The following is a 26,773-nucleotide window of genomic DNA, read 5'->3' on the forward strand; positions in this document are numbered from 1 at the left end:
TGCTTCTGGGGCTACTGAACCTGCTGATGATTCAGGAATCTTCACTGTTGGATCGGACGTACTGGAAGCAGAACATCCAGTCACAACAAGAGCGAGGCTCGTGATGACAGCGGGTAGCACTGCACGGCGGTGAACCATGGGTAGATCCTTAATAGGAGTGCATGAGTGAAATTGGAGGTCGCCAACCAAACCAGGCGCAGCGACCAATATGAATGAACTTGTGCCCAACGAGCGCTCGAGCGAAAAATAAAGACGCAGCAAACAGACTTTACAATTTTCTCGACATACCCACAGTTCGTACAAAACTTTAGCCGAGAGAAGGCAGCATTACATTGCCGAAAAATCGGATAAAAGCCATGTTGACGGCTCATTGTCGGGTGAGCAGCACCGTTCGAAATCTGAGTGAACATTGAGGTTTTTCACTCGTTGCGTCGTAAGCACTATATGTAAGACGATGGTACTCCCCACTTGGTGACATAGGACAACAAAATGCACCTGTTTTTCTCAAACCGGTTTACCCCGAAACCGGCCTAGGTCGCGCAAAGAATCACCCGTCATGTTGTACAGCGACTGCTAGAACCCTCCCCTATAGCGGCGACAATAAAAACCCCGATTCATCGACTGATGAATCGGGGTGCTAGTGGTCCTAGCTGGGATCGAACCAGCGACCTTTCCGGTGTGAACGGAACGCTCTTCCACTGAGCCATAGGACCGATATTAAATTGGTGTCGCGTTTGCCGACGAGAAGTAACCTTAGCACAGCACACACAGTTGGGGAAATAGGCAGGTACTAAGCCTATTCACCCCGCAATCAGCTGGAGATATGGACAACCAGTGAACCGCTGAGCCGCCGATGGCTACAACTTTTCAGCTATAGCCACATCCCCATGACCTAGTTCCTTCCCCCAAAGCAGCTAAGTTTCACGTTAGAGCACTACGCTCGGCGCAATACAGCGATGCCAAAATGAGTCAGTTCGACAGCACATCCAATCTGGTGACTGTGCAATATGGAACTTGTCCCCACCCCGCACACGGCGACGCCTAACCTGGAACAAATAGGACGAAACGAAAATCCCACCCATCGGCAAGGGATTCACCTGGGAATTTGCACAGCACACCATTGTGGCTATAAAGTGTGTGTTCGTTCAGCAGTGACCTACGGTTGCTGTATGACACATGCGGATGTAGCGCAGTTGGTAGCGCATAACCTTGCCAAGGTTAGGGTCGCGAGTTCGAGTCTCGTCATCCGCTCTGGTATGGTCTCGTACCTGATTACCAACGGTGGAATGGCCGAGTGGTGAGGCAACGGTCTGCAAAACCGTGCACACGGGTTCGATTCCCGTTTCCACCTCCAAGCGCGTTTAGCTCAGCGGGAGAGCGCTTCCCTGACACGGAAGAGGTCACTGGTTCGATCCCAGTATCGCGCACCAAGACAGTATCTTGTCTTGATAATTTCATACCCATGCGGATGTAGCGCAGTTGGTAGCGCATAACCTTGCCAAGGTTAGGGTCGCGAGTTCGAGTCTCGTCATCCGCTCCACGACTTCCTTTCGATCGTTATCGATTGTCGTGTCTCGCGCGTTTAGCTCAGCGGGAGAGCGCTTCCCTGACACGGAAGAGGTCACTGGTTCGATCCCAGTATCGCGCACGAGCCTGGGAACGGGCTTCGTTAAAAACAAATAACTTCATAGTCATGCGGATGTAGCGCAGTTGGTAGCGCATAACCTTGCCAAGGTTAGGGTCGCGAGTTCGAGTCTCGTCATCCGCTCTCTGAAAAATTGTTACAGTCACAGCCCAGTTCACTTCTGCGAACTGGGCTGTGACTGTTTTTCTATCCAAATGCCGCCTCGGCTAGTTGTGGGCACAGACTGCGCAACCTTCAACCCGGGAAGCTGCCCCATGCTTCTGGTCACCAGATATCGCCCTGTATCCTAAAGCTCGTGTCACTAGGTCTGAAAGAACGTCTCGATCAATGGTGGGTTAGCGGCTCACCGACGACTGCACCCTCCACAGTTATCACCAGCCCTGCACAGCGAGATCGGCTCGGCAACATCATGTTGTGGCCGATCGCAATCGCCCTGGTGCTCCACCGAGTGTGTGTGCTGGCCGTCAACGGTGCAGTCACCGATGATTTCACCACGGTGTATTCGGCGTTGCAACGGTTTTTGGATCATCAGCCGGTCTACAACGAGACCTATTTTTATGTCGATCCGCACTACCTGTACTCCCCTGGCGCTACCTTGTTGCTTTCCCCCCTTGGGTTTGCGACAGACTTCGATACCGCCCGGATTTCTTTCATCGTCGTCAATGCGATCGCGATCATTGTGGCACTTGCCCTTCTGACGAGAATCAGCGGTTTTTCGCTGCGCTCGTGGGTGTTCCCCGCAGCACTGACGTTGGCGTTCTATTCCGAAGCGGTGCGAAACACCTTAACGTTTTCCAACATCAACGGAGTATTGATGCTTGGGCTTGTGGTGTTTCTCCAAGCGCTACTACATCGTCGGCTGCTCCTTGCGGGCATCGTCATCGGTCTGCTGATCGTGATTAAGCCGATCTTCCTTCCCTTGCTGTTTCTGCCGTTGGCCAGGTTGCAATGGCAAACCATTGTCGCCGGTATCGCAGTCCCGGTAGTGCTCAATGTCATCGGTTGGCAGCTTGTTGTGGATACTGATGATTACATTCATCGACTGCTCCCGTATCTGGCAGAGACCCGTGACTATTCGAATTCTTCCCTGCCAGGAATCGCCGCGTATTTTCGCATGCCACAATGGCAATTCCATTTCTGGTTTGCACTCTTTGCAGTGCTTTGCCTCGTGGCGGTGATATTGCTTGCTCGGTATCGCATCAGCGATCCGTGGCTGTGGCTCACCCATACCACCGGGCTGCTGCTTACCGGGGTGTTTTTCCTTTCATCCCTGGGGCAAATGTACTATTCGATGCTGCTGATCCCCATGTTTTTCACCGTGGTGTCCGCCCGCAGCGTTATGCATTCACCAATCGCTTGGATTGCAGCGTATCTGGTGATGACTCCAGATTCCTGGCAAGGTGGACTGTTTGATGCTGGCCGTTGGATCAACAATTTTTCAGCATGCGCCGGCTGGGCACTGCTAATCGTCACTATCACCGCCACCGCCTGCGGCTGGTTTGCCCAGGATCGCTACCGGCACAGCGAACAGCTACAGTCTGCTCCGGTGAAGTGAAGCAATCCTTGCGATGTCGCAGCGGGGTCAACGCGCTGCCTATCGCCTGTGCTCACTGTTGCCGCGACTGTCGCATACTTCTTTGTGCCCGGCTAGGTTCGGCATCAAGCAAAACCGGCTAGGATTGTCGGACAGGCCTGTAGCCTTAAAAAACACTGTCGGTGGCGGCATGTGCAACGCTGCTGCGTTGTGAATGTGCACAAGGTTTCCCCCACCGCGATACCCATATGCAAGGAGCTTCGATGACTGATTTTTCCATGCTTACCGATGACGACTGGGCGCAGCGTCTCACCCCGGAAGAGTTCCGTGTGTTGCGGCAAGCAGGCACTGAGGCGCCCGGTACCGGTGAATATACCGATACTGAAACTGTTGGTGTCTATTCATGTCGTGCCTGCGGCACTGAGCTATTTCGTTCGGCGGAAAAATTCCATTCAGGCTGCGGCTGGCCGGCGTTTTTCAGCCCTTTGGCAGCTGATCGTGTGATCGAACGAGAGGATCGCTCCCTCGGGCGGGTTCGCACCGAAGTTCTGTGTGCCAACTGCAATTCCCATTTGGGTCATGTGTTTGCTGGTGAAGGCTTCGACACACCGACCGATTTACGCTATTGCATCAATTCGATCTGTTTAACACTGGAACCGAAGGATGACCTGTCTTCCTAACAATGTGACTTTGTGCGAGGCCGGCACCTGGCTGTCCGGTGAAGCAGCTGGTTTGACATAAACTCAACGCCAGGTTGTACCCCTGCAACACAGCGGGGTTCAACCTGGCGTTATTTTGTTGCGAGCGCTACCGTCGCCCATATGCCTTATCGAGGCATTGCCGTCTGTGAGTTGATGGTTTATTTTCCGGCCAAGCGAGCAACGAGTTCACCCGGGTCGACGCGACGCCCGGTGTGGAAGGGGATTTCTTCACGCACATGCAGCCGCGCATCGGTGTAGCGCATTTGGTGCATTAGTTCTACGATTTGGTGAAGATCGTCGCATTCGAATGCCAGCATCCACTCATAGTCGCCAAGCGAGAATGCGGAAACGGTGTTTGGCAATACATCAGGATATTTCCGGCCTGCCGAGCCGTGTTCGAGCAGGATGCGGCGACGGTCGTTGGCGTCGAGGAGATACCAGTCGTAGGAACGAACGAATGGGTAGACACTCACCCAGTCGCGGCCATCTTCACCTTTGATAAAGGTCGGCAGGTGGGATTTGTTGAATTCGCTGGGTTCGTGATGCCCGGTGCCCGACCAGAACACCGTCGAGCAGCGTCCCAGGGCAGTGTTTTTAAACTGGTGGAAGGATTCCTGGATGGTTTCCATTTCCTGGGCGTGCCACCAAATCATGAAGTTGGCTTCAGGGCGCAGCGACGATACGTCGTAGACGCCGCGCACCACGGTTCCTTCGGGGAGTTTCGGCGTGCCCGTTGCCTCGTCGATGGTACTGGTGTCGACTTTGTCGAAGGAGTCGAAAAACTCCCGGGCTTCGGCGATAGCGGCATCCACGTCGAGGCTGCGGAGTTTGTCAGCGTCGACGGAGAAAGAAATCCACTGGGTGTAGCGGCGCAGAGCGTTGAGTGCGTCGAACTTCAACTTTGGTGTTTGAGCCATGATCTAAACTTCTTCCCTGTGAGTTTTGGGGAGGTGGAACAACGCGATGGTTGCGATGAGCAACCGTCGTGCCGGTGGTGTGTGGTTTGTCTCGTGGTGGCCGGTGGAACCGGTATGTCAGTGACCGGTTGTTCCAGCGCCGTTGAACAAGCACCAGCAGCACGATGTATTTGGTTGCGGCAGCGCAGTAACACAGTTTGTCGCCGTATCATGGGCGACACACTTCGTGGCAAATCCACCCTACTGCGTGCTTTCGCATTACACCCTATCAACCATAAGTTTGAGATGTGTGCAAAGGGGTGAAAATTGTGCCCCAGCTTGGATCTGTCGGCGCGCCTTAGCCCATTGGTTGCCGGGGAAGCATATGTTTATCCCCGTGACCGATGCAGAAAACCTCCTGTCGGAGGCGTTTGTTGCGCTTGATGAGCAGTCCAACGCCCCGGAGCCGTTTAATACCGCAGTGGCAAGCATGCATGCCGCGTCGCTGCGCGACGAGCTGGCTGTGTCAACGATTCGTCCACCACGCCGTCTCACCCCCTACTCCCATGCAATCGGTGTGGAGGTGGAGCATCCACTGCCAGCTGATGGCACCATCCCTGTCCATTCCGAGGGTGACACCTTCGGTCGGCTGGTGTTGTTGTACGACCACGAGTCGGAGGGAACCTGGCAGGGCGACATGCGGCTGGTGGCATTTATTCAAGCCGATGTCGATCACACCATGGCGGAGGATCAGCTCATGCCAGAGGTAGTGTGGTCATGGCTGCTTGAAGCATTAGAACAGCGGGAAGCTGAATATAGTGTGCTGGGGGGCACGGTGACAGCTACTTCGTCGATGCGTTTCGGCGAGATCGGCGGCCCGCCGCGCGCCTATCAATTAGAGTTACGGGCATCCTGGACACCAGACAGCACCGATTTGACTCGCCATGTGCAAGCCTTCGGCGATGTGCTGGCTGCCACTGCGGGGCTTCCCGCGGAAGGCACCGTGTCGTTGGCAGATCTGGCAGCTCGCCGCAACCGGCCGTAAGTTGCACTGGAAACCATCCCCTGCCCAACTATCCATCGGAAAAACCTGAGTGATCTGGTGTGCGCCGCGTAGATAGGATGCTCGGCGATGTTGCACAGTGTGGACAGTGGCGCGACGCGACAAACGATTGGCACCATACTCAGACACCCTGCCCCGTAGTGGTTGTAATGCAACCAGCGGGACAGGGTGTGTGTTTATTTCTGGTGTTAATCGTTTGGTTCAAGATCCTGCTGCTGCGGCTCATCGTCGCTGACGATGGTTGATATCCAGCCGCTGATGCTCTCAGCAAGCGCTGCTGGGGTGATCCCTAATTCGGTCAGCACCTGGTTGCGGGAGGCATGCCGCAGGAATTGTTCAGGAACAGCCACATGGCGCAGTGGGGTATCCACTTCCGCCGCCCGAAGCACCTGGCCGATCATCGACCCGACAGACCCGTGAATCACCCCATCCTCAACGGTGACCACCAGATCATGATCGGCGGCTAACGCCACAATCGACGGCGGCACCGGGATAGCCCACCGCGGGTCGACAACGGTGACAGCGATGGACTGCTCACGCAATAACTCGGCGGCCTGCATACAGCGATGGGCAAAGGTGCCGATCGCCACCACCAACACACTTGGCGTATCGTCGGCAGACAGCGCCGGCTGACCAGGTGTCGTATCGCCCACCGGGGCTGTGATGCTGGTGGATGATATCGGCGATGCACCGCCCGCCAGGGCGTCAACTGCGGCTGCATCATCGTAGTGCAACACGTCAAGACCATCGTGCAAACGGATAAGCGCCGGCAGTGGTTGCGGTAAGGATCCCTTCGGGAAACGAATAACCGTAGGACCGTCGGTAATAGTGACCGCCTGTTGCAACGCGGCACGCAACTCGTCGGCATCCCGGGGGGCATTTACGCGAATTCCCGGCACAATCCCGGAGATTGCCATATCCCACACACCATTGTGGCTAGGACCGTCAGAACCGGTCACCCCTGCCCGGTCAAGCACAATAGTTACCGGCAATTTCGTCAGCGCCACATCCATCAGCAGCTGGTCAAATGCCCGATTTAAAAAGGTGGAATAGATCGCCACCACCGGATGCATGCCCCCAAGGGCAAGACCTGCCGCAGAAGTCATCGCATGCTGTTCGGCAATACCTACATCAAACAAGCGGTCAGGAAAACGCTCCCCAAACGGGGCAAGGCCGGTAGGACCTGCCATGGCGGCAGTGATTGCCACCACATCGTCACGAGACTCACCAATTTCCAGCAAGGTGTCGCTAAATACCTTGGTCCAGCCTGGTTTCGAAGCTGCCCGCGGCTCCCCGGTTTCTGGGTCAATAATCCCGGTAGAGTGCATCAAATCGGCGGCATTATTTTCCGCCGGCGCATAGCCACGGCCTTTTTGGGTGACCGCATGCACAATGATCGGCCCCCGATAGGAACGGGCATACTTCAGCGCACCGGTAAGATCCTGCAAATTATGGCCATCAACCGGGCCGATATATTTCATTCCCAGCTCTGGGAACATCTCCTCCGGAATGACAGTATGCCGAATACCCTCTTTGACCGTGCGCAACTTCTCAAAGGTGCGTTTACCCACCCAGCCCATCGAGTTCAAGGTGGTTTTCCCGGATTCCATCACCTTGTCATAAAACGGCTGCATCCGCAGTTGTGCCAGGTTTTCCGCCAACCCGCCAATGGTGGGCGAATATGAGCGACCGTTGTCGTTGACAACAATCACCACATTGCGGGTTTTATCCGCCGCAATATTATTCAGTGCCTCCCAGCACATTCCACCGGTGAGCGCCCCGTCACCAACTACCGCAACAACATGGCGATCGTTTTCCCCCTGCAGCGCAAACGCTTTCGCTAACCCGTCAGCCACCGACAAAGCTGCTGAAGCATGGGAGGACTCTGTCCAGTCGTGGGGCGACTCCCCGCGATCGGTGTAGCCGGACAGCCCGTCTTTTTGCCGAAGCGTATCGAACTGGTTTGCCCGCCCCGTCACAATTTTGTGCACATAGCTCTGATGGGAAGTGTCAAACACAATTGGGTCTTGAGGCGAATCGAACACGCGATGAATCGCCACTGTCAGTTCGACCACCCCCAGGTTTGGGCCGAGATGGCCGCCGGTTGCTGAGACTTTCTCTACGAGAAAACCGCGAATCTCGGCGCACAACGCTTCCAGCTGTTCCTCCGAGAGGCTGCGCAAATCGGCTGGCGAATGCAGTGAATCAATCAGACCCATCAGTGGCATTTCCTTCATTTTTACTGGGGCAAGGGGCAACCGGTGTGCCGTGTATGGCGGTGTCTAACTGCAAGGTAGCTGCTGCTACAGATGCTGCTTTTTTCACGGCGGTGCACCACCACCTGTTGAGTGCACCCGACAACCAGAACGTTGGTTGCATGCTACAAGCTGTGTGCAGCGGTCAGGTGGTACTCACCTGTCCCGGCACGATAATAGTCCCATTGTACTGGTCCCTTCCGAAGGTGCGATGCCCGGGTTGCGGACCACCACACCGGCGGGGTGAGAACACGCCCCAATTTAGGTGCGCAACAGCAGACCGATGGTTTCCACGTGATGAGTATCGGGAAAGGTATCAACAATGACACACCGCTGCAAGGTGTAGCCATGCTGCTGCCAAGCGTCAATATCCCGGGCAAACGTCGCAGCGTCACAGCCAACTGCCACCACTACTGGGGCTTGCGCCGCTGCTATTGCGGCGATAGCGGCAGCACCTGCACCGGTGCGGGGTGGGTCGAGCACTATTGCATCGGCGGGCGGAAGCCCAGTGACCGCTCGTGCCACATCACCGGTGACAAAAGACACCGGATCCCGGCGGTAGGCTGCCCGGCCAGCCTGAGCGGCGGCGGGAGCTACTTCAACAGAAAACACTTCCGGCTGATGGTGTGCTGGTGTCGCAGCAAGCAACGCATCGGCGAGCACCCCCACTCCGCCGTACAAGTCATAGCCGATAAATTTTCCAGGTGTATGCACCCGCGGACTATCACCGGTGCTGGTTTGCGCAATCCCTTCCTGCAACAGGGCAACAATGGTCGTTTGCAACACCGCTGGTGCCTGCTGGTGGGCTTGCCAAAAACTTGTCGGGGCCAACTCAAAGGTGCGGCCTGCGACCTGCTGTATTACGCGGCCGTCACCTTCCAAAGTAGATACGGTTGTTGCGGCGCGCTTACCTCGGGGCGGTTTTTTCACCTCAACAATATGGCGACTACCAGTATCGTCGATGACTGCCACCACTTCCGTACCGGGGGTAAACCGCCGCTGCAGCACCCCGCCTTCACCAGCGTAGAGCCGTGGATCAACCTGGTTACATTCCACAGTCACAAGTTCATGGCTGGCTCGTTGCCGCAGCCCCGCCCGGCCTTGGGAATCCACCCCCAAACGGATCCGGGTTCGCCAACCCGACCGTGGCTCTACTGTGCGAAAGCTCACCGCTGGATTTGCCACAGCCCCAAGCCTGCGCAGCTGGTCAGTGACTACAGTCTGGGCAAGTGTGGCCTGTGCGGCAACACTGACTGCTGCCAGGTCGCAGCAGCCTGCCCCCGCCGCAGCCGCAGCACAACGCGATGGCACCCGATCAGGGCTCGGAGTAAGCACATCAGCAATCTCGGCATGAGCAAAACGGGATTTCACCTTTGTCAATGTCACCGAGAGCACATCACCGACAATCGCATTGGCAACAAACACGGTTCGGCCGTCAGGTAGTGTTCCGACGCCATTCCCGCCATGGGCGGGACGCACAATCGTGGTAGTTACCCGGTCGCCAACCGAAAGGTTCGGGGCATCAGACATGATGGCTCAATTCTGCAAATATTGCTGTGAAGGAAAAAGAAAAAAGGGGGCGCGAATAGCTAGCGACGTTACCGCCGTGTCGGGGTGTAACGCATCAGTCGAAACGCTGGCACGGCTGCCGCCGGTGGCTGCTTTGGCAGCTGTTGCTCGACGGCGACAGGATTCGACACGGTTGCCGATGACGCTACCACCGCGGGTTCCACACTGGGCTCGACACGTCGAGCATCACCATGCGCTGATTGGCGATTGCGAGGGGTATGTGCCTCAACATCGGGGGCTGTAGCTGCATCGCCTTGGTACTCTTCACCTGCCTGACGCGATGGCGACGCGGATGCGTCCACCGGCGGTGTACTCACCACAACCACCTGAGCAGGGGTGGCAGTAGTCGAGGGATCCTTGGCGGCAGTTGGGAGAGAAGTTACAGCACGCGTGGGCATTGCACTGCGAGACTGTACACCCTGTGAACCGGCGGAATCCTTCCCATTGCCACCGGGGGTATTCACGCTCGTTGCAGCTGTAGTACTGCCAGGATCGGAACTCGTCTGCTGAATGCCACTGCTTGCTGCAGCACCTGCCGCGGGGGTGCCATCACTAGTTCCTGCGACGCGCGAAACCGCACCCCCACCATGTTCAGACTTCGCTGAACGACGGTGCTCACCACTGTGCGGCGCCCCTGGGGTGGAAGATCGACCTGTGGCAATACTGCCATCAATGACCGCCCGGGCAAGCCGCTCCCGAGCAGATTGTGAACTCCCGGCTGCGTCTGACACACCATGATCAGCCACCGAAGGATCCACACTGCTTCGAATCTGGTGAGCAATATGCTCCGGCAAAGTCACTGGCAGCGGTTGGCGCGCTGGAATAGCTGCTGTCCCCCGATACACCATAGTACGGGCTGCTGTTTCCCGCGCAAACGCCGTAATCGCTGCGGCATACTCGGCAGGTGCTGCAATTGTAAAGCGCACCATCCACCGTGGTCCATTAATGCCAATAACTCGGAAAAATACCCCGCTTGCCTCACCAACAAGTTCCCGCCCCCACGGCCCTTGCTCAACCAAGGTCGTCAAACCATCAGCACGCATACTCTTCGCGGTTGCATCCAGCTGGTCATCCCAGTGCGGGTCACCAACAGCTGCCGCAAACGCCACCGGAGTGATGCGTCCATACGGGTTGACAATGTGCAACAGTTTCGGCCCGGTTGCAGCCATCTCGATCTGGACTTGACTTTGCGGCCCCAGCGGCAGCACCAAGGAACCTAAATCCAGCTCATCTAACGCATAGTCGCTGAAATCCAGCCCAGCCGGATCAACGAGTGCCGCATCATAGGGACCGAAAGCGACAGTGTCATCGGCAGCATGCACGGGACTTGCTGGCAGGTGGGTCGAATCCTCACCGGCCGGGTTAGTCTTATCCCCACCAGACCCGCCACCAGCTGTTTGAGCAACCCCATCTGGGACAGGTGTTGCTGCTGCAGGCTGTTCACTCGGCTTTAACGTATTTTGGGCGAGTCGCTGGTGGGCTGGTTTCGGCGAATGTTGAGATGCCGATTTTCGTCGCGGTATCCGCACCATGGTCTGCACCTCCTTTTAGCTCAACACCTGGTGTGGGCATATCGCCACTGAATGTACCCGACTCAACACAACCATGGCATCTGCAATCCATCACTGCACCGAGCGACCTCTCCGGCAGGTGTACAGCACAACCTACCGTGGCATTATTCAAGATGCAGCGGTGTCACTGCAGCTAGTCGGCAGTAACCAATGCGGCGCAAAATTCCTCTGCTGCAGCAGTCTGCCCGCTACGCCGGAGCGCTTGCTACCCCGGTGGAACCGTAGCCGCCGGTGCCACGCTCTGTACTATCGAGCGAATCGACTGCAGTAAATTCCACAAGCTCTACGCGTTGAATAATGAGCTGGGCAATCCGATCCCCCACTGCTATTGATACCGGATTGTGCAGATCATGATTGATGAGCAGCACCTTAATTTCGCCGCGATAATCAGCATCGATCGTGCCCGGTGTATTGACCACGCTGAGCCCATGACGCAATGCCAGACCACTGCGCGGATGAATAAAACCCGCATATCCAGGCGGAATAGCAAGAGCAATACCGGTGCCGACAAGTTTTCGCTCACCAGGGGCAAGCTCAACAGCCTCAACAGCCGCAAGATCCACCCCCGCGTCGTGTGGATGCGCCCGGTGGGGTGCGCGGGCGGCCGGATCAAGCAGTTGAAAACGAATCGGTGGCAAGGAAGTGGTGGAAGGTTCGACAGTGTTCACCCGACTAACCCTAATCGGTATTTGTGCCGCTGTAACCGTGTGGGGTCCGTTAACAACCCCGTGCAACATGTTGTGGCAGGCAGCTCAGGCAAGCACCAGCAACCACCCGGTCAGCATTTTTGCGCCCCATCGATTGATACAATAGCGAGCATGTCTGACTTGGCCACCTCCCCCACCCACGGCACTGTTGTCTACCGCGAGAAACTCTCGGTGCCCAAATATTGGTGGCTTCTTGCTGCGGGGGCAGTCGGTTTGCTGACCGGCCAGCTCGCCTACAACCGCTCGATCATGTTTTTAGTGATTCCGCTGATCCTATTTACCCTCACCGCTATCTGGATCTTGCTGAAACTCTCCTCCACTGTCATCACTGTGGAAGAAGACTCCGATGGGGTGCGTTGGCTTCACGCTGGTGGTGCAGCGCTTCCTGCCGATGCAGTTCAACGAACACTGGCAGTGCCGAAGTCTGCGAAACAAAACGCGATGGGTCGACAGCTTGATCCCGCAGCCTTCGTTGTCTCTCATGGTTGGATCGGGCAAATGGCTATGTTTGTCCTTGTCGACGATCCAACCGACCCGGTACCCTACTGGCTGATCAGCACGAATAATCCGAATGAACTTATTGCGGCACTCACCGGTTCCCCCGCCTAATAACCGCAGTTTCTCTCACGGGGCTGCAGCAGGCTTCATGTTCTTCAACGGGCACAGCCACCTCATGTCGCCTCGGCTTGCTCACCCCTGACGACTTTGCAAAAAATCACAAAGCGCCCCCTGCAAGATTGCAGGCGGCGCTTTGTGTATTCGTTTCAACGATATGAACAATATGGGGTTTTCCTCGGCAGACGATAGTGGCTAGCCCAAGCCGTAATACCGTGTACCATCCGACGGGTTAGGTACTCCAGGGCTGAGCGACTGTCGACTAGGCGCAGTCTTGGCAAATCTCAGACCCGTCGTCTTCAACGTGGTCGATACGGTTGCGGCGCTGCACGAGGAAACAGCTTGCGCAAGTGAACTCGTCGGCCCGTCGCGGTACCACGTTCACGTTGAGCTCTTCCCCAGAAAGATCCTGCATCGGCAGTTCAAACGAGTCCACAACTTCATCGTCGTCATCGGTGACTGCACGGTCACGGGCTTTCAGGCCTTCAAATGAATCCTGATCAAGCTCATCTTCAACCCGACGGCGGGGCGCATCATAATCAGTAGCCATAGCGGGCTCCTTGGTAGTTCTGGGGGTCACAGGGTTGATCACCGACGCCGCCAAGGTACAACACCCAAACAGCGCGAAGAAATACGTTGCATCATTAATACTGCACTGCAGGCTTGTGTGGAGTGCAGCGAGCAACAAGCACACCGGGGCTGCCGATTAACACAGCGCGGTTCCACGGACTGAATCAGCCGTTGACAAGTATTGCTATTTCCTAGCAGCAAGTTGCTCAAGTACTCACAAGGCAGTGCGGGCACACCATAGCAGACGTTGCACCTCATCCACGACATCGGCGCGGATCTTTTGGGGCGCACATGAAACAGACAGGTCGAACACCCTTGGCTTTCAACTGTTGCGAAACGACCATGGCATAGCTTCCCACCTGGTGAAACGGCGCATCGGTGTGTGGCTCGTATTAACGAAGTCTTGGCGATAATAAAGCAGCACCTTGTCTGTTGTCACCTTATTGAGACGCCGGCTTGGTGCTGCCAGAAGGAGACATCCTGCTCCAGAGAGTGCTAGCGCGGTTTATGGTGGAAATCCACACACCAGCATTACCCCCTATCGGGGGATTATTCGATGGGATATTCCTTGTTTGGCTGGAACGTTGTCCATCACTGTGCACCCCGGGTGACATCCTTTCACCCTGCCGCGGCACGCCGATGCTGCCGTAGGCGCTGCAGGCAAGTCTTATTGGTGATGGGGATTTAGCCTATGGCCTATGACGCTACCGGAGTTGTAGTGCTTCGCGGGTGTGGGGGTTGCGCTACTGAGTGAGATGCTGCGGGATGGTGTTGAGCAGGTGTGTGAATTCGTCGGCGATACTGGGGGCGCACACTGCGATCAGGGCGTTGTCTTCGGCGCGCTGGTCGAGCGGGGCGAGGCTGACTATAGCTCCGGCTTCGGCGGCGATCAGGATACCGGCTGCCCAGTCCCAAACGTTGAGGCAGTGTTCGAGATAGCAGTCTGTTTGTCCATGGGCGACGGAGAGTAAGTCAATTGCTGCTGAGCCTCGGCGGCGTATATCGCGGACGTTCGGCAGGATTTGAGTAAGGAGTGTCGCTTGCTGTTTGCGGTTGGTTGACTGATAGGAGAAGCCGGTGGCCAGAAGTGCTTGGGCGAGGGTGGCGGGATGCGCTGGGTGAAGGGTGGTGGCGTTGGTACTGGTTGCTTGCTGGTCAACCATGCCGAAGTGGTGGGGCGTGCTGAGGGTGGTGTTGAGCCAGTCAACCATGTCGGTGACTGTTGCATTGGCAGGTGGGGTGTTGGCTGTTGTGGTGGGGTGATGCTGGGTTGAAAGGGCTGTTCCTAGCTGGGGTCGGCGCACCAGATGTGCGCCGCCGCCGTGCCAGGCGTATGCGACTTCCCCGGTTGCACAGTTGGCGATGACTCCGGCGAGGAGGTAGCCGGTGTTGTCGACGGCACAAATGGAGATCCCGTAGGCCGGGATGCCGTAGATAAAATTCACAGTCCCATCAATGGGATCAACGATCCAGGTGATTTCGCTGTCTGCGGGTGGGAGTTCCTCGTCGCTGGTTGTTTCCTCGCCGATCACGGTGTCGTGGGGGCGTTGGTGGCGCAGTATTTCAGTGATGCGCTGTTGGGCGAAAATATCGACGACAGTGACAGGGTCTACAGCGCTGGCCTTGGCGGTGATGTTGAGTTGTTTTCCGCCGAGGAGTTCGCGGGCGCAGGCGACTGCGTCTTGGGTGTGGGTGGCTGCGGCGAGGGCGATGTTAACGAGTTCCAGGCCGAATCTGCGGCGGTTGGAGTCGACGGCGACTCCTTGGTTGATTGTCCAGTTGGAGCCGGTTTGGGTGGTGTTGGGCGGTGGTGTTGGTGCGGTTGGGGTGAGGATGGTGCCGGCGACGTGCGCTGTAAGGCCGGCGAGCGGGCGGGGGGCGGCGGCATGGGCTGAAGGTGATGCGACAGGGGCTGGTTTTTTGGGTGCGGTTTCCATGTCTGCCAGTCTGCCAGTTTTCTGTGCGTCCTTAGTTTGCTGTTGTGGGCAAGGTCACTAAAGCGTGGAAGTTCCCGCAGATGGCGATACAGCTTCCTGATGCTGACGTTTTTCGTCTGGTGGCGGCCTGCTCGCTGCAGCGATGCTGCACCGGGTGGGCGCGTCGGGTCGACGCAGGGATTGGAAAGCTGTCGCCGGCACCGGATGCGGCACCGGTGGTGTGATAACCATCAGGCTACTGATTGGTCGGCATGCCCCCGCAGGCATTGCTTTGTGCCTACAATATGGGGCTATGAGCGAGAATGCAGCAGCCCAAGTTGGTTTCGGTATTGATATTGGCGGCTCCGGGATTAAAGGCGCCCGCGTTGATCTCACCACTGGTGAATTTATTGGCGAACGCATCAAAATTCTCACGCCGAAACCGGCGACTCCGCAAGCAGTGGCCGACACTGTGGCACAAATCGTGGAACAGGCGCAGTGGGATGGGCCTGTCGGTATCACGGTGCCGTCGGTGGTCACCGAGCAAACTGCCCGTTCTGCAGCCAATATTGATCCTTCGTGGCTGATGACCGATGTGCAGGCGCTGTTTCGGGGAGTGCTTGGGAGTGACCGTGCCATCAGTGTGCTCAACGATGCGGATGCGGCAGGGTTGGCGGAGGTTGCCTACGGTAATCCGCAGGCACGCACCGGAACAGTGCTGCTGCTTACCCTCGGCACCGGAATTGGTTCGGCGCTGCTGATTGACGGCAAGCTATTTCCCAACACCGAACTTGGCCATCTCATTGTTGATGGGCAAGAAGCCGAACATATCGCCTCTTCTGCGGTGAAGGAACGCGAAGAGCTTTCCTACAGCAAATGGGCGAAACGGGTCGACAAGGTGCTGCGGGAATATGAGCGGCTGCTGTGGCCTAGCTTGTTTATTGTCGGCGGCGGAATCAGCCGAAAAGCCCATAAATGGGTGCCGAAACTCACAGTGGAGACCCCTGTGGTTCCTGCTGAACTCCGCAACCGTGCCGGTATTGTCGGCGCGGCGATGGCCGCCCGCGACGGGCTGCAGCCGTAACTGCCGTCCTTGTGTCCTGCGGCGGGTGCATCCACAGCAAGAAGGTGTCGCCCACCGCACAGCGCACCAACTGGTGGCAGGTGCAACCGGCCAGTCATCGCCGGCATACCAACCCGCGTGATTCTGCTCGCGGTTCGTGGCAAAATGTGCCATCGGCCACGGTTGCACCATGTCCACAAAAATACAATTCACCAGGAAAAACACGGCTATTGCAAGGATGGTTCCTGCGCAATGTTGCCGCCTGTAACAAGCATTCCTGGCAAATCTGCTCTATACTGGGGCGTCGGCCTACGCTCTGTACCGAAGTGCAGGCCAGTCCAGTTCCTGCACGCCTCCCCTGCGTCGTGCAAAACACTGCAGGAATAGTGACTTCACACCCGCTAGCGGGTGGGTGGAACATGCACTTCGGCACCGGCATTGGGGACAGTCCACTTGCTTTGGCACCAGTCCCGATGCGGCGAGCACAGCCGATCCCCCAGATCGGATACTGCACATTCCAGCTGTGTGAAGCATCGCTCTCGATTCCTCACCTGCTGCGCTAGGCAGTAACCGCACCATTGTTTGATATCTCTTCCCTCCAGCCGAAAGGGCGTTCGTGGCAGTCACCGAATCCTCCCCCAAGGAACCGGAACTCACCGGCACCGATGCAGCACAGCCAACAGCTGTGAAAAAGACGGCCAAAAAAACCGCACGTAAAGCTGCTAGGAAAGCAGCGCCGCGGGCGGCTCGTGCTGCCGTAACCCCGGAGGCAACACCAGCAACGCCAGCTGCTCCTGCCGCTGAACAGCCGGCGAAAAAAACTGCGAAGAAAACGGCACGCAAAGCAGCGGCGAAAACTTCGCCGGTTACCGACGACACGGCAGCAGCTGACACCCCTGTCGCTGCAGCAGCGAAAAAAGTAGCGAAGAAAACTGCGAAAAAAGCAGCCAAAAAAACTGCTCGGAAAGCGGCGAAGAAAACCACATCGGCCGCGAAGAAGACTGCAGCAAGCAAACAAGCAACTAAAGCGGCAACAAAGAAACCTGTAGCCGACGACGAAGACGAAGACGTGATCGTCGACGACGAGCTCGACACCGACGATGACATGGATGACGTCGACGATGTTGACTTTGACTTCACCGACGATGACGACGACTTCGACGATGACGGGCTGCCGGCCGACGAAGACAACGAAGACGTCGACGACGACGACGAAGATAGCGACGACGAATCCGACGATGAAGCCGACGACGGCTCCAGCGTCTGGGACGAGGACGAATCAGCGGCACTGCGGCAAGCACGCAAAGACGCTGAACTCACAGCCTCAGCCGACTCTGTTCGCGCCTATCTCAAACAGATCGGTAAAGTGCCGCTGCTTAACGCAGAACAGGAAGTCTCCCTCGCGAAGCGCATCGAAGCGGGACTGTTTGCCGACTATCGTCTCAGCGAGCTGGAAAAAGCGAAAGCTGCCGGCGACAAGGACGTCAAACTCACCCCGGCGACAAAACGCGACCTCAAAGCGATCATCCGCGACGGCCGGAAGGCCAAAGATCACCTGCTAGAAGCCAACCTGCGTCTGGTGGTCTCGCTTGCCAAACGCTACACCGGCCGAGGGATGGCGTTTTTGGATCTTATCCAAGAAGGCAACCTTGGTCTGATCCGTGCTGTGGAAAAGTTCGACTACACCAAGGGCTATAAATTCTCGACGTACGCCACCTGGTGGATCCGGCAGGCAATCACCCGCGCCATGGCCGACCAGGCACGGACGATTCGTATCCCGGTACACATGGTCGAAGTCATCAACAAACTCGGCCGCATTCAGCGCAAGCTGCTGCAGGATCTGGGTCGCGAACCCACCCCTGAAGAACTCGCCCAAGAGATGGCCATCGATGTTGATAAGGTGCTCGAGATTCAGCAATATGCTCGCGAGCCAATCTCTCTCGATCAAACCATCGGCGACGAAGGTGATAGCCAACTCGGGGACTTTATTGAAGACTCCGAAGCGGTCGTTGCTGTGGATGCGGTGAGCTTCACCCTGTTGCAAGATCAACTCAAAGACGTGCTGCACACCCTTTCCGAGCGGGAAGCCGGTGTGGTTCGCCTTCGCTTCGGTCTCAATGACGGCATGCCACGTACCCTCGATGAAATCGGGCAGGTCTATGGTGTGACCCGCGAACGTATCCGGCAGATCGAATCGAAAACCATGTCGAAGCTGCGACACCCGTCCCGCAGCCAGGTGCTCCGCGACTATCTCGACTAAAACAGCAACACAAGCTTTTCCTCCCACCACCACACCCAGCAGGGGTTGCAACGAAACTGCACCGTTTCGACCCCGTGGGGCTGTGGTGGTGTTTGCTATATCCACACCAATCGATTCATGGCCATCTGCCGCAGCCCGGGAAAAACTCTCCGTCGGGTGGGTGGTCAAAGCTGCGCGTGCCACACAATTTGCCGCCCTCACAGCGCCGCGAAACCACCTCCGCAACAGAGTCAGATCGGGTTATCCGTAAACCTGGTGTGGTGGGGCTGCTGACAGTCGATGAACCTGACCGCCTGGATAGCTAAAGTGGGTGGCTTGTGCTGGGGCAGCTACCGGCACAAGTTGCCCCACTAACGCCTGCTCTTGTGCGGTGAGTTGATAACGATCGGGCAGACCGCGGCGGCCATATGCCAGCCGCCGATGTAACCATTCCAGCGGCCCTGGAAGACCTGCCAATTCCAAACCGGTTGCGATAATCACCGTCACCGCCCAAATCAGCAATCCATACAACGTCGCATGATAGGCTCCACCGACCACCGGAATAGCCGCAAAAGAAAACGGTGTGAACAGCAGCAGACACAACACTGACTGCAACACATAGCCAGTCATTGACCGTTTTCCCAAAGCAACAAGTGGCAGCAGCCACCACATCACTGGTGGTTTTCCAGCAGCCGCTCGCGCATCTGCGATTCGCTGCAGCGGAATACACGCCAAAGCAATACCGGCGACGATCGCCGGACCTGTAGCAAATCCTGTTTGCGCATTTACGACGCTGAGGATGTCCATCAGTGTTTGATCACCATCAGTCCAGATGATCCAAATTTGTGGGATTGCTGTGGCAAGTCCCACTACCCCGCCGATAACTACCGTCCACCAAAGCAAGGTGGTGTGCTGTGCAGCATTTCGCAACAACGATCGGCGCCCAGCAACAAAGCCCACCAAAATCACCGGCATCACCATGAGTGCTTCTACCGGCAGCGCCGTTAACCCAACTGCCAAAAACGCCAGATTTTCACGAAAGTATTCGGCGTAACTTGCTGCGAACTGCGGGTGCTCAGCGCCGCCTTCCAAAGCAATACTGAGCTGGTGATCAACATCGCCATATTCCCGACTCGCCCACACCCCAAACACTCCAACTGCAGTAAAGAGCAGCGACAGTGCGTAGCACACACCCGCAATCCACAGCAGAATCTTGTCACGTGCAGACATCAAACAGGCGGTGATAATTCCTGCAACCCCATAGAACAGCATGATGTCGCCCCAAAACAGGGTTGTCAGATGCACCACGCCAAATAGTGCCAAAATCCCATATCGACGAATGAGAAGCAGGCGCGCCCGGCGCAGTGGAAACTGCTTGCGCCACAGACTTACTGCGATCATTCCTAGGCCGTAGCCGAGCAGGGTTGCAAACATTGGAAGCCCCCGGACGTGAGTAAGCAGCACCCCAAGCGACATGGCGATACGGTCTGCTGTTGCAGCCTCGCCAATTCCGCCTAGTTCAGCAAAGCGGCCAAGAGTCGGGTCAACCAACCAAAACGTCGTAATGTTGGCGATAAGGATCGACAACAATGTCAACCCCCGTGCCACGTCAGGGCTGAGGAGTCGTCGCCGCTGCGTGACAGGAGTTTGATCCGTCACGGATGTGGTGGCGGCAATAGGTAATGATTGATCCAACGGATTTCCTTTGTACGGTAGATGGCAAAATCACGAAACAGGTTATTGATGGTTGTGTAATAAACCCGCAGCGGCAGCAGGTATGCGCCGCACACCAATTTCTCTTGCGTTTCTAAGCCTCGCGCAGCGGTGCAGTGTCTTGAGGCTTGTCCCAAGCCGGCGCGAGGTCAGCGGGATCCGATTGGGTAAGACCCTCAACAGCTCCATCGATACCTTCAGTGATAAGTTCTTTCATCCAACCACCCTCCGGCCACCGCTGGTCAAGGGCATCATTGCTGCATTGGCGGATCTCGTCTGCTTGCGTTTTAGACACGACCTGGTCAGCTTCAGCAAAACAATCGGTAACAGCCGAAATGGTGTCGGTTTCAAGGTAAGCGATCAGGCCCAACACCACCATCGGCATACTGGCAATACCAAGCAGAGAGCACAGTAGTCCTGTCCAAGCTGCGCCTTTTCCGGCGGTGAATTCCGCTTGCCGCAGCCGTATTAACGCCACGATGGCAGCAATAATCCCCACGACACCGGTGGCAACAGCGAGCACCCATCCCACCAAAGTTAGAGCAAGCAACACAGTAATAACGCCGAAAATCAGCGCAACTGTCGCCGCAGCAGGCTGGCGCCGCACTGTGCTGCCGCTAACATCGACAGGGTGGTGACGTGCACCTGCATAGCCGGGTTCGCCAAGATAGCCGATCACATCGGTTTCGTTGAGCTGCCGAAAATAGTGAATCTGTGGTGATTGTGCGGCAGGTGGGATCAGTAACTGTTCACTTGCTTGGGTTGGTTGCGGATCCGTCTCCGGGGTTACTGGATGTGCGCCTACCGGCAGAGTTTGTGGTGTAATCCCGGAAGGAACATCAGGGTGAGGCCACCTAGCCTGCATACCAGTGGGCATCGCGGAGGGATCCTCCGGTGGCACTGGGTGAGGATCACGGTGTTGATCCGGGAATTCATTCATGATGCGTTGAAGCTTTCCGATGATAGTTAGCAGATTCGAATCACCACGTGCTTTTACAGGCGGTAAGAACGCTAGGTTCGTTGGGGCTAACTTTAGCAAGGTAGCCTATCGCCGTTGGATGAATCTTCTTGTGCACAGAGGCGATGAACACTCTCGCAGGGACAATCTTGCTGCCCGCGAGAAAGTTGAATAATACCCCGGTGTCGCCCCGGACATGGTGCACAACACCGAGGCCATCTACCCCCAGTACCGGCGCGGGCACAAAACCCATAGCGCCCTATCCCGCGGCAAGCCTGTGGGTACTTTGGATCACCGCAGCTGGTGTCCACCTGCTTGCCGCTTCCCTCACCAACACAGCGGTGATCGTCCCCCACCTCGTGGCTGGGTCATCACTTCCACGCTACTGTTGCCCGACTGGGCGTGCCCCGTATTTGGCTGCTCAACACAGACTGCCCGGATGCAGCAACCAGGCGGACAGTCCCCACACCCACATGGGCGTGAGCTCTTCGCACGCGGCACGGTACCCGTTACCAATTCCGCAAATATTGGATTCGTGCCCGCAATTGTTCTGCGGTGCACAGAGCGGTGGGTGGTCCGCCACAGGCTTTTCTAGCTTCAGTGTGAATCGCACTGTGCGGACGTCCGGTACGCGCTGCACGCAATGAGACAAGCGCATTCAGTTCCTTTCGCAGCGCTGGGATCTCTTCGCTGGCTACTGGAACACCTTCTGGCTGTCCGCCTGCTGCCCCAGAGGCTGCAGCACCACTTGCGGAGGCAGGCAAAGACAGCGCTGGATCCCCTTTACCATCGCGACGGTCAAGCTGTTCTGCTTGACGCTGGGCGAGAAGTTGTCGCATCTGCTCGGGGTTGAGTAATCCTGGCAACCCGAGATAGTCGGCTTCTTCTTCGCTGCCCGCTAAGGTGGCGGTGCCGTAGGTGGAACCGTCAAAAATCAGCGAATCAAGCTCCGCTGAGGCGTTGATTGACTCATATTTTTTGTCGCTATCGTCACCGGGTTCGGTTCGATTCCGATTTGCCTCGGCAAGCAGCTCATCATCCCAGCCCTCTTTGGGACGATCCGGTTTGCCCAGTACATGATCTCGCTGGGCTTCCAGCTGGGCTGCAAGATCAAGCAGCACCGGAACACTGGGAAGAAATACACTTGCGGTTTCACCAACTGCACGGGATCGAACGAACCGGCCAATTGCTTGGGCGAAAAACAGCGGGGTCGATGCGGATGTGGCATAAACGCCAACCGCCAGCCGCGGAACGTCAACCCCCTCACTGACCATGCGGACTGCCACCATCCACTCGTCGGTCGACTGGTCGAATTCTTTAATCCGATCAGATGCGCCAGCCTCATCTGACAAGACGACAGTTACTGGCGTGGAGCTGACTGTGGAAAGAATTTTTGCATAGGCACGAGCAGTTGTTTTGTCTGTTGCAATCACCAAACCGCCAGCATCAGGCATCCGCTCCCGAAGTTGGGTGAGTCGGGTGTGTGCTGCCCGCAGCACAGCGGGAATCCAGTCCCCTTTCGGATCAAGTGCAGTCTTCCACGCGCGCGCGGTTTGCTCTGCATTCAACGGCTCCCCGAGACGGGCGGCAAACTCCTCCCCGGCCGAATTTCGCCACTGTGCCTGCCCCGAATAGGCAAGGAATACCACTGGGCGAACCACACCGTCAGCCAGCGCATCGGCATAGCCATAGGTGTGGTCGGCACGAGATTTCAAATAGCCGCTGCCGTCGTCTTCGTAGCGCACAAATGGGATAGCAGAGTCATCTGATCGAAACGGGGTTCCGGTGAGTGCAAGTCGTCGCTGCACGTCTGCGTAAGCGATGCGGATACCGTCGCCCCAACTTTTCGCATCACCACCATGGTGGATTTCGTCCATGATGACGAGTGTGTCCTCAGCAATCGCGATAGCGTTGTGCTTATAGGGGTGCATCGATACTTGGGCATAGGTGACCGCCATACCGTGATAGCTGGGGTTGAGCGCCCCATCGTTGGTGAACTTCGGATCCAGGGAAATGCCGAATCGGGCGGCGGATTGTGCCCATTGCACTTTCAGGTGCTCTGTGGGAACCACTACGATGACCCGTTTCACTGTCCGATCTGCCAGCAGTTTCGCTGCTAGCGTCAGCGCGAAGGTGGTTTTCCCCGCACCGGGGGTAGCGACAGCGAGGAAGTCTTTCGGTCCGGTGGCCAAATATTTTTCAAGGGCTTGTGCCTGCCACAGGCGCAGCGACTGATTCACTTGTTGCGCAGTCCTTTGTAGATTTCTTCACATTTAGGGCATACCGGTGATCCTGGTTTGGCTTGTTTGCGCACCGGGAACACTTCCCCGCAGAGTGCCTGCACCATTTTGCCACTCACTGCAGATTCGATGATTTGGTCACGTTTGACGTAGTGGAAAAACTTTGGAGTGTCGTCGTCGGTAGTGAACTGGTCTTTGACTTCGGGGCGCTCGAGTGTGGTCGTCGATGTCTTCACAGCAACCCATCATGCACCAACCGGTGGGGGACTTTCCAACCGACTACACTGGCAGGCATGTCACGCCCGTCGAAAAAGCCTGGTTCCTCCTCCCCTGAGCATGCATCACGCGCCACCGTGAGCAGCGTAGGTGGTCGCAGGTGGCCATTTCGACGTCGTGAAAATGTGCAGCTCATTACTTCTAAACAGTTAACTTATGAGCAGTCACTGCGGAAACGAGAGATCCGCTACGCATGGCTACAGGGTTCCCGGATCCCCTTCTTTTTACTTTCTGCTTGGGCATATATGGGGTTACATAATCCGTGGCTGTCAGCGATTTTCTTTACTATCTCGGTACCGCTGCCATGGGTTGCTGTCATGATTGGTAACGGTCAGGGTGAGCCGCGTGATGCTCGCATGAAAAATGTGTACAAACCGGATCTGTTGCGCCAAGAGCAGCGGGCAGCAATGACTGCGCTTACCGGGTCAAGCAGCGTTGCAGGTGCACTCCCGGCAGCACCGTCCACTCCCCCGGACATGCCACCGGGCAAAGTCGATACGTGGGAATTTAATGAGGCGACAGGCAAATGGCAGTCCGCTTCGACGATGTCGCATGATCCAACAAATCCCTATGCAGCCGCACCGGATGATAAGCAACAGGGATAGCCGTTGATGAAGAACGCCTGATCATCACAATTTTTCCAGCATCTGCGTCGGCGAGACTCGCCGCGGCTGCCGCTTTTTACGGCTGCGTCGAGTACCTCGCTGAATTTGCTGCCAGGTCTGTCGCTCCCGCGCTGGGAGTCTTTTCATTAGTAAAAACCCAGTCCGCGTCAGGCTTTACGACTCGTCTAGCTCTTGCGGTATGTGCCGCATCGCCTAGTGTGCGCAGCAGCAAAAGCAGAAGAGCAAGGCGCGCCTTTCGGTGTTCCACTCCTCGTCGCGTCCAGGAAGCGTGTGTCCAATTCGCGCTATGCTTCCCGCCTGCGAGTAAACAACAGGCTGGGTGATGGTGTGGCCTTTAGTCAGTAAGCGGCTAGCCTTAAAGACTATGGAACCTCACGCATATTCGCCGACTGCAACGCTGCCCGTGGATGCGATTGCGCACTGGCTGATCGCACACGACTACACCGAAGAAGGGGTGCAGCAACTGCTGGGGGCTGCCTATCCGGCACTGTTACGCGGCGAAAAAGTTCCTGCACGCCGCATCCTGCGCGACGCTCCCTCCCCGCTTGGATTCTTGATTCGACTGTGGCTGCTCAATGATCCGGTTGACATGGGCGAATGCTTGCAGCATTGCCGCCAGGAGGTAATCGATGCGCTCATCGCCGATGGGGCTATAGTCCGTATCCCCGGAGCAGAAGATCAGCGATCCACAACCTCGACGTGGAAAGCGACTACCCAGCTTTGGCCGCTTTTTGTAGCTGGCGAGGACCGGTTTGTGTGGTCTGACTTCCCCACGGTGATCACCGGGGAGGCGCCGAAGCCCGATCATGTCCCAGGGGTGGGTCAAGCCTCGCTCACCCTGGTAGAGGCAGCACAGGAAAGCATGCAAGGTCGAGTACTCGATGTTGGATGTGGAAGTGGCATTTTGATGTTGGCGGCACTCGACCGTGCGACAGCAATAGTCGGTATCGATATTGCACCCCGTGCGGTGAGATTCGCCAACCGTTCACTGGCAACCTCCCAAGCACGCAATGCACTCAAGGTTCCGGTCTCCATTCGGGAAGGTTCATGGTTTGCACCGGTGGCTGGTGAACGATTCGACACTATCGTCGCCAATCCACCGTTTGTGATTACTCCACCAGACCAGCAGCTGACCTATCGGGCAAGCGGACTCGAGTTGGATGGTGCTACTGAGCAGGTGATTGCCGGGTTACGCGACCATCTGGAGATTGGTGGTCGGGCAATTATTCTCGGTTCGTGGATTTCAACCGCGGAACAGTCGTGGCAGCAGCGGATTGCCAGCTGGTTTCCTGCAGCTGGTGTGGACTGTTGGGTGGTGCAGCGCGACAGTGTGGATCCGGTGCAATATGTTTCCACCTGGTTGCGCGATGGAGGTGTTGAGCCAACCACTCCCGCCGGGGAGGAACTTATGGATGCTTGGCTGACATATTTAGATCAGGCAGGTGTTACAGCGATTGGAATGGGACTGGTGTGTGTTGAGCGAATTGCTGATACTCAGCCAACATCGGTGATGTGCGAAACCTTCACCACACCGTTTGCTGGCTCTGTTGGGCACGAGGTTGCTGAACACTTTCTGCGCGCAGCGTGGCTACGGGAGCAAACCCCGGAAAGCATAGCGAAACAGTGTTTTGCCATCCGCCCCGGGCTGGTTTTAGAGGATCTTGCCACCGCCAAGGGGGATGATTTTGGTTTTAGTCCGGCTGTGACCAGGCTGACACGGTCGGACGGGATGGGTTTTAGCCACGAGGTCGACGATGTGGTGCTCACGTTGCTCAAAGGGTTGCATCCGCAAGGGTTGCCTCTTGCCGCGGTAGTTGAGATGTTTGCGGCCTCTCGGGGGCTTGACGAGGAGGAATTGCTGCAACCGGTTACAGCGTTACTCGTGGATCTTATTCGCCATGGGCTGGTGCTGCCAGCTGCGCTGTTGGACTAGATCGATACCCGTCACCGGTGATTCTGATCGTGAAACAATGCAGCGCACAGCAGCCAGGCGTGCGGCGCGATGGCGCCGGCTCGGCTGCAATCTTGGGGATTGGTGACGCAACCAACGGATATACAGGTGGGTTTCAATTCCTTGGCTTGGTCTAGACTGGCTGCCATGAAAGCTGTGCTCACCACTGTTTCACAAGCATCGGTTCGTGTCGATGGAGTAACTGTTGGGGCAATTGACTGCCCCGACACTTGTGGCATTTTGGCGCTTATCGGGGTTGCACGTACTGATTCTGAACAAGCTATCGCCACCATGGTGCGTAAAATTGCAGAATTGCGAATTTTGCCTGGCGAACAGTCAGTGGAGGATGTGGACGCCCCGGTGCTGGTTGTTAGCCAGTTCACCTTGCAAGGGCGCACTGCCAAAGGGCGTCGCCCCTCCTGGTCGGATGCTGCCCCAGGGGAGATGGCAGCTCCTATGATCGATGCAATTATTGCCGGCCTGCGGGCACGGGGTATCACTGTGGAACATGGCCGATTCGGCGCAATGATGCAGGTGAGCTCGGTCAATGAAGGCCCTTTCACCGTCCTAGTTGAATGCTAGTCGACGCGTATGCCACACACTATTGCTAACTGCTAAGTACCGAGGCCCGTAGCTCCCCCACAGCCCCCTCCGTCTGATTGTTC

Annotated in this window: 19 protein-coding genes, 7 tRNA genes and 2 pseudogenes; 15 read left to right on the plus strand and 13 right to left on the minus strand. The window is 56.8% G+C overall.

Annotation, left to right across the window (positions count from 1 at the left end):
* Window positions 1-641: 641 nt before the first annotated feature.
* Window positions 642-713 (minus strand) — tRNA-Val (locus tag CCHOA_RS05975).
* Between the two features lie 465 nt (window positions 714-1,178).
* Between CCHOA_RS05975 and CCHOA_RS05980 the strand changes: the two genes are divergently transcribed.
* The 8 genes from CCHOA_RS05980 (at window position 1,179) to msrB (ending at window position 3,859) form a co-directional block, all read left to right on the plus strand.
* Window positions 1,179-1,251, plus strand: a tRNA-Gly gene (locus CCHOA_RS05980).
* 29 nt (window positions 1,252-1,280) lie between these two features.
* Window positions 1,281-1,354 (plus strand) — tRNA-Cys (locus CCHOA_RS05985).
* A gap of 1 nt (window position 1,355) precedes the next feature.
* Window positions 1,356-1,430, plus strand: a tRNA-Val gene (locus CCHOA_RS05990).
* Window positions 1,431-1,464: 34 nt separating this feature from the next.
* Window positions 1,465-1,540, plus strand: a tRNA-Gly gene (locus tag CCHOA_RS05995).
* Window positions 1,541-1,576: 36 nt separating this feature from the next.
* A tRNA-Val gene (locus CCHOA_RS06000) sits at window positions 1,577-1,648 on the plus strand.
* A gap of 47 nt (window positions 1,649-1,695) precedes the next feature.
* Window positions 1,696-1,768: transfer RNA gene (locus CCHOA_RS06005), tRNA-Gly, on the plus strand.
* A 172-nt stretch (window positions 1,769-1,940) separates the two neighbouring features.
* Complete coding sequence (locus CCHOA_RS06010) at window positions 1,941-3,200, plus strand: glycosyltransferase family 87 protein (RefSeq protein WP_206425773.1); 1,260 nt, start codon at window positions 1,941-1,943, stop codon at window positions 3,198-3,200.
* Window positions 3,201-3,442: 242 nt separating this feature from the next.
* The gene (msrB, locus tag CCHOA_RS06015) at window positions 3,443-3,859 is read left to right on the plus strand and encodes a peptide-methionine (R)-S-oxide reductase MsrB (RefSeq protein WP_123928185.1); all 417 of its coding nucleotides are present in this window, start codon (window positions 3,443-3,445) and stop codon (window positions 3,857-3,859) included.
* Window positions 3,860-4,038: 179 nt separating this feature from the next.
* On the opposite strand, the gene hemQ is transcribed toward msrB, so the two are convergent.
* Window positions 4,039-4,797, minus strand: a complete 759-nt coding sequence (gene hemQ / locus CCHOA_RS06020; protein WP_123928188.1) for a hydrogen peroxide-dependent heme synthase — start codon at window positions 4,795-4,797, stop codon at window positions 4,039-4,041.
* Between the two features lie 364 nt (window positions 4,798-5,161).
* Between hemQ and CCHOA_RS06025 the strand changes: the two genes are divergently transcribed.
* Window positions 5,162-5,821, plus strand: coding sequence for a DUF3000 domain-containing protein (locus CCHOA_RS06025; RefSeq protein WP_123928190.1), 660 nt, complete (start codon window positions 5,162-5,164; stop codon window positions 5,819-5,821).
* 206 nt (window positions 5,822-6,027) lie between these two features.
* Here CCHOA_RS06025 and dxs read toward each other — a convergent pair whose 3' ends face one another.
* The 4 genes from dxs to dut form a co-directional block, all read right to left on the minus strand.
* Entirely contained in the window at window positions 6,028-8,058 is a 2,031-nt protein-coding gene (gene dxs / locus CCHOA_RS06030; RefSeq protein ID WP_123928193.1) for a 1-deoxy-D-xylulose-5-phosphate synthase, read from the minus strand.
* 297 nt (window positions 8,059-8,355) lie between these two features.
* Window positions 8,356-9,624, minus strand: coding sequence for a class I SAM-dependent RNA methyltransferase (locus CCHOA_RS06035; RefSeq protein ID WP_123928196.1), 1,269 nt, complete (start codon window positions 9,622-9,624; stop codon window positions 8,356-8,358).
* A 68-nt stretch (window positions 9,625-9,692) separates the two neighbouring features.
* Window positions 9,693-11,195, minus strand: a complete 1,503-nt coding sequence (locus tag CCHOA_RS06040; protein WP_123928200.1) for a DUF3710 domain-containing protein — start codon at window positions 11,193-11,195, stop codon at window positions 9,693-9,695.
* Window positions 11,196-11,422: 227 nt separating this feature from the next.
* Entirely contained in the window at window positions 11,423-11,902 is a 480-nt protein-coding gene (gene dut / locus CCHOA_RS06045) for a dUTP diphosphatase (protein ID WP_245992090.1), read from the minus strand.
* Between the two features lie 150 nt (window positions 11,903-12,052).
* Here dut and CCHOA_RS06050 point away from each other — a divergent pair, with 150 nt between their 5' ends.
* Window positions 12,053-12,550 (plus strand): DUF3093 domain-containing protein, encoded by a 498-nt coding sequence (locus CCHOA_RS06050; protein ID WP_123928206.1) that lies wholly within the window; start codon window positions 12,053-12,055, stop codon window positions 12,548-12,550.
* A gap of 268 nt (window positions 12,551-12,818) precedes the next feature.
* On the opposite strand, the gene CCHOA_RS06055 is transcribed toward CCHOA_RS06050, so the two are convergent.
* Both CCHOA_RS06055 and CCHOA_RS06060 read right to left on the minus strand, forming a co-directional pair.
* Complete coding sequence (locus CCHOA_RS06055) at window positions 12,819-13,106, minus strand: DUF4193 domain-containing protein (protein ID WP_123928209.1); 288 nt, start codon at window positions 13,104-13,106, stop codon at window positions 12,819-12,821.
* Between the two features lie 763 nt (window positions 13,107-13,869).
* Window positions 13,870-15,063 carry an inositol monophosphatase family protein gene (locus CCHOA_RS06060; protein WP_123928211.1) on the minus strand — a complete coding sequence of 398 codons (1,194 nt, stop codon included), beginning with the start codon at window positions 15,061-15,063 and terminating at the stop codon, window positions 13,870-13,872.
* Between the two features lie 292 nt (window positions 15,064-15,355).
* Here CCHOA_RS06060 and ppgK point away from each other — a divergent pair, with 292 nt between their 5' ends.
* Both ppgK and CCHOA_RS06070 read left to right on the plus strand, forming a co-directional pair.
* Window positions 15,356-16,126 (plus strand): polyphosphate--glucose phosphotransferase, encoded by a 771-nt coding sequence (ppgK, locus tag CCHOA_RS06065; protein WP_123928214.1) that lies wholly within the window; start codon window positions 15,356-15,358, stop codon window positions 16,124-16,126.
* A 595-nt stretch (window positions 16,127-16,721) separates the two neighbouring features.
* On the plus strand, window positions 16,722-18,365 hold the full coding sequence (locus CCHOA_RS06070; RefSeq protein ID WP_425453740.1) for an RNA polymerase sigma factor: 1,644 nt from the start codon (window positions 16,722-16,724) through the stop codon (window positions 18,363-18,365).
* Between the two features lie 240 nt (window positions 18,366-18,605).
* Here the strand turns inward: CCHOA_RS06070 and CCHOA_RS06075 are convergent, their stop codons facing one another.
* The 5 genes and pseudogenes from CCHOA_RS06075 to CCHOA_RS06090 all read right to left on the minus strand — a co-directional run bounded on the left by CCHOA_RS06075 (window position 18,606) and on the right by CCHOA_RS06090 (window position 23,491).
* The gene (locus tag CCHOA_RS06075; protein WP_123928217.1) at window positions 18,606-20,039 is read right to left on the minus strand and encodes a DUF418 domain-containing protein; all 1,434 of its coding nucleotides are present in this window, start codon (window positions 20,037-20,039) and stop codon (window positions 18,606-18,608) included.
* A gap of 112 nt (window positions 20,040-20,151) precedes the next feature.
* Window positions 20,152-20,997, minus strand: coding sequence for a DUF4190 domain-containing protein (locus CCHOA_RS06080; RefSeq protein ID WP_123928221.1), 846 nt, complete (start codon window positions 20,995-20,997; stop codon window positions 20,152-20,154).
* A 527-nt stretch (window positions 20,998-21,524) separates the two neighbouring features.
* Window positions 21,525-21,716 (minus strand): annotated as a pseudogene (locus CCHOA_RS11200) (ATP-dependent helicase); the annotation flags it as partial.
* 86 nt (window positions 21,717-21,802) lie between these two features.
* Window positions 21,803-23,255, minus strand: a pseudogene (locus CCHOA_RS06085) (DEAD/DEAH box helicase); the annotation flags it as partial.
* A complete protein-coding gene (locus tag CCHOA_RS06090) occupies window positions 23,252-23,491 on the minus strand; it encodes a DUF3039 domain-containing protein (protein WP_123928227.1) in 240 nt (79 codons plus the stop codon). The gene CCHOA_RS06090 and the pseudogene CCHOA_RS06085, both read right to left, overlap by 4 nt.
* Before the next feature lie 57 nt (window positions 23,492-23,548).
* On the opposite strand from CCHOA_RS06090, the gene CCHOA_RS06095 reads away from it, so the two are divergent.
* The 3 genes from CCHOA_RS06095 to dtd all read left to right on the plus strand — a co-directional run bounded on the left by CCHOA_RS06095 (window position 23,549) and on the right by dtd (window position 26,690).
* A complete protein-coding gene (locus tag CCHOA_RS06095) occupies window positions 23,549-24,136 on the plus strand; it encodes a DUF3099 domain-containing protein (protein WP_123928231.1) in 588 nt (195 codons plus the stop codon).
* A 385-nt stretch (window positions 24,137-24,521) separates the two neighbouring features.
* Window positions 24,522-26,090, plus strand: coding sequence for a DUF7782 domain-containing protein (locus tag CCHOA_RS06100; protein WP_164472407.1), 1,569 nt, complete (start codon window positions 24,522-24,524; stop codon window positions 26,088-26,090).
* Window positions 26,091-26,255: 165 nt separating this feature from the next.
* The gene (dtd, locus tag CCHOA_RS06105; protein WP_123928237.1) at window positions 26,256-26,690 is read left to right on the plus strand and encodes a D-aminoacyl-tRNA deacylase; all 435 of its coding nucleotides are present in this window, start codon (window positions 26,256-26,258) and stop codon (window positions 26,688-26,690) included.
* Window positions 26,691-26,773: the final 83 nt, after the last annotated feature.

This window comes from Corynebacterium choanae (assembly GCF_003813965.1).
In the GTDB taxonomy this organism is placed as follows: domain Bacteria; phylum Actinomycetota; class Actinomycetes; order Mycobacteriales; family Mycobacteriaceae; genus Corynebacterium; species Corynebacterium choanae.

Coding starts and splice junctions, on each gene's coding strand:
- msrB (WP_123928185.1), top strand. CDS start 3,443: ATGACTGATTTTTCCATGCTTACCGATGACGACTGGGCGCAGCGTCTC.
- hemQ (WP_123928188.1), bottom strand. CDS start 4,797: ATGGCTCAAACACCAAAGTTGAAGTTCGACGCACTCAACGCTCTGCGC.
- CCHOA_RS06025 (WP_123928190.1), top strand. CDS start 5,162: ATGTTTATCCCCGTGACCGATGCAGAAAACCTCCTGTCGGAGGCGTTT.
- dxs (WP_123928193.1), bottom strand. CDS start 8,058: ATGGGTCTGATTGATTCACTGCATTCGCCAGCCGATTTGCGCAGCCTC.
- CCHOA_RS06035 (WP_123928196.1), bottom strand. CDS start 9,624: ATGTCTGATGCCCCGAACCTTTCGGTTGGCGACCGGGTAACTACCACG.
- CCHOA_RS06040 (WP_123928200.1), bottom strand. CDS start 11,195: ATGGTGCGGATACCGCGACGAAAATCGGCATCTCAACATTCGCCGAAA.
- CCHOA_RS06050 (WP_123928206.1), top strand. CDS start 12,053: ATGTCTGACTTGGCCACCTCCCCCACCCACGGCACTGTTGTCTACCGC.
- CCHOA_RS06055 (WP_123928209.1), bottom strand. CDS start 13,106: ATGGCTACTGATTATGATGCGCCCCGCCGTCGGGTTGAAGATGAGCTT.
- CCHOA_RS06060 (WP_123928211.1), bottom strand. CDS start 15,063: ATGGAAACCGCACCCAAAAAACCAGCCCCTGTCGCATCACCTTCAGCC.
- ppgK (WP_123928214.1), top strand. CDS start 15,356: ATGAGCGAGAATGCAGCAGCCCAAGTTGGTTTCGGTATTGATATTGGC.
- CCHOA_RS06080 (WP_123928221.1), bottom strand. CDS start 20,997: ATGAATGAATTCCCGGATCAACACCGTGATCCTCACCCAGTGCCACCG.
- CCHOA_RS06095 (WP_123928231.1), top strand. CDS start 23,549: ATGTCACGCCCGTCGAAAAAGCCTGGTTCCTCCTCCCCTGAGCATGCA.
- CCHOA_RS06100 (WP_164472407.1), top strand. CDS start 24,522: ATGGAACCTCACGCATATTCGCCGACTGCAACGCTGCCCGTGGATGCG.
- dtd (WP_123928237.1), top strand. CDS start 26,256: ATGAAAGCTGTGCTCACCACTGTTTCACAAGCATCGGTTCGTGTCGAT.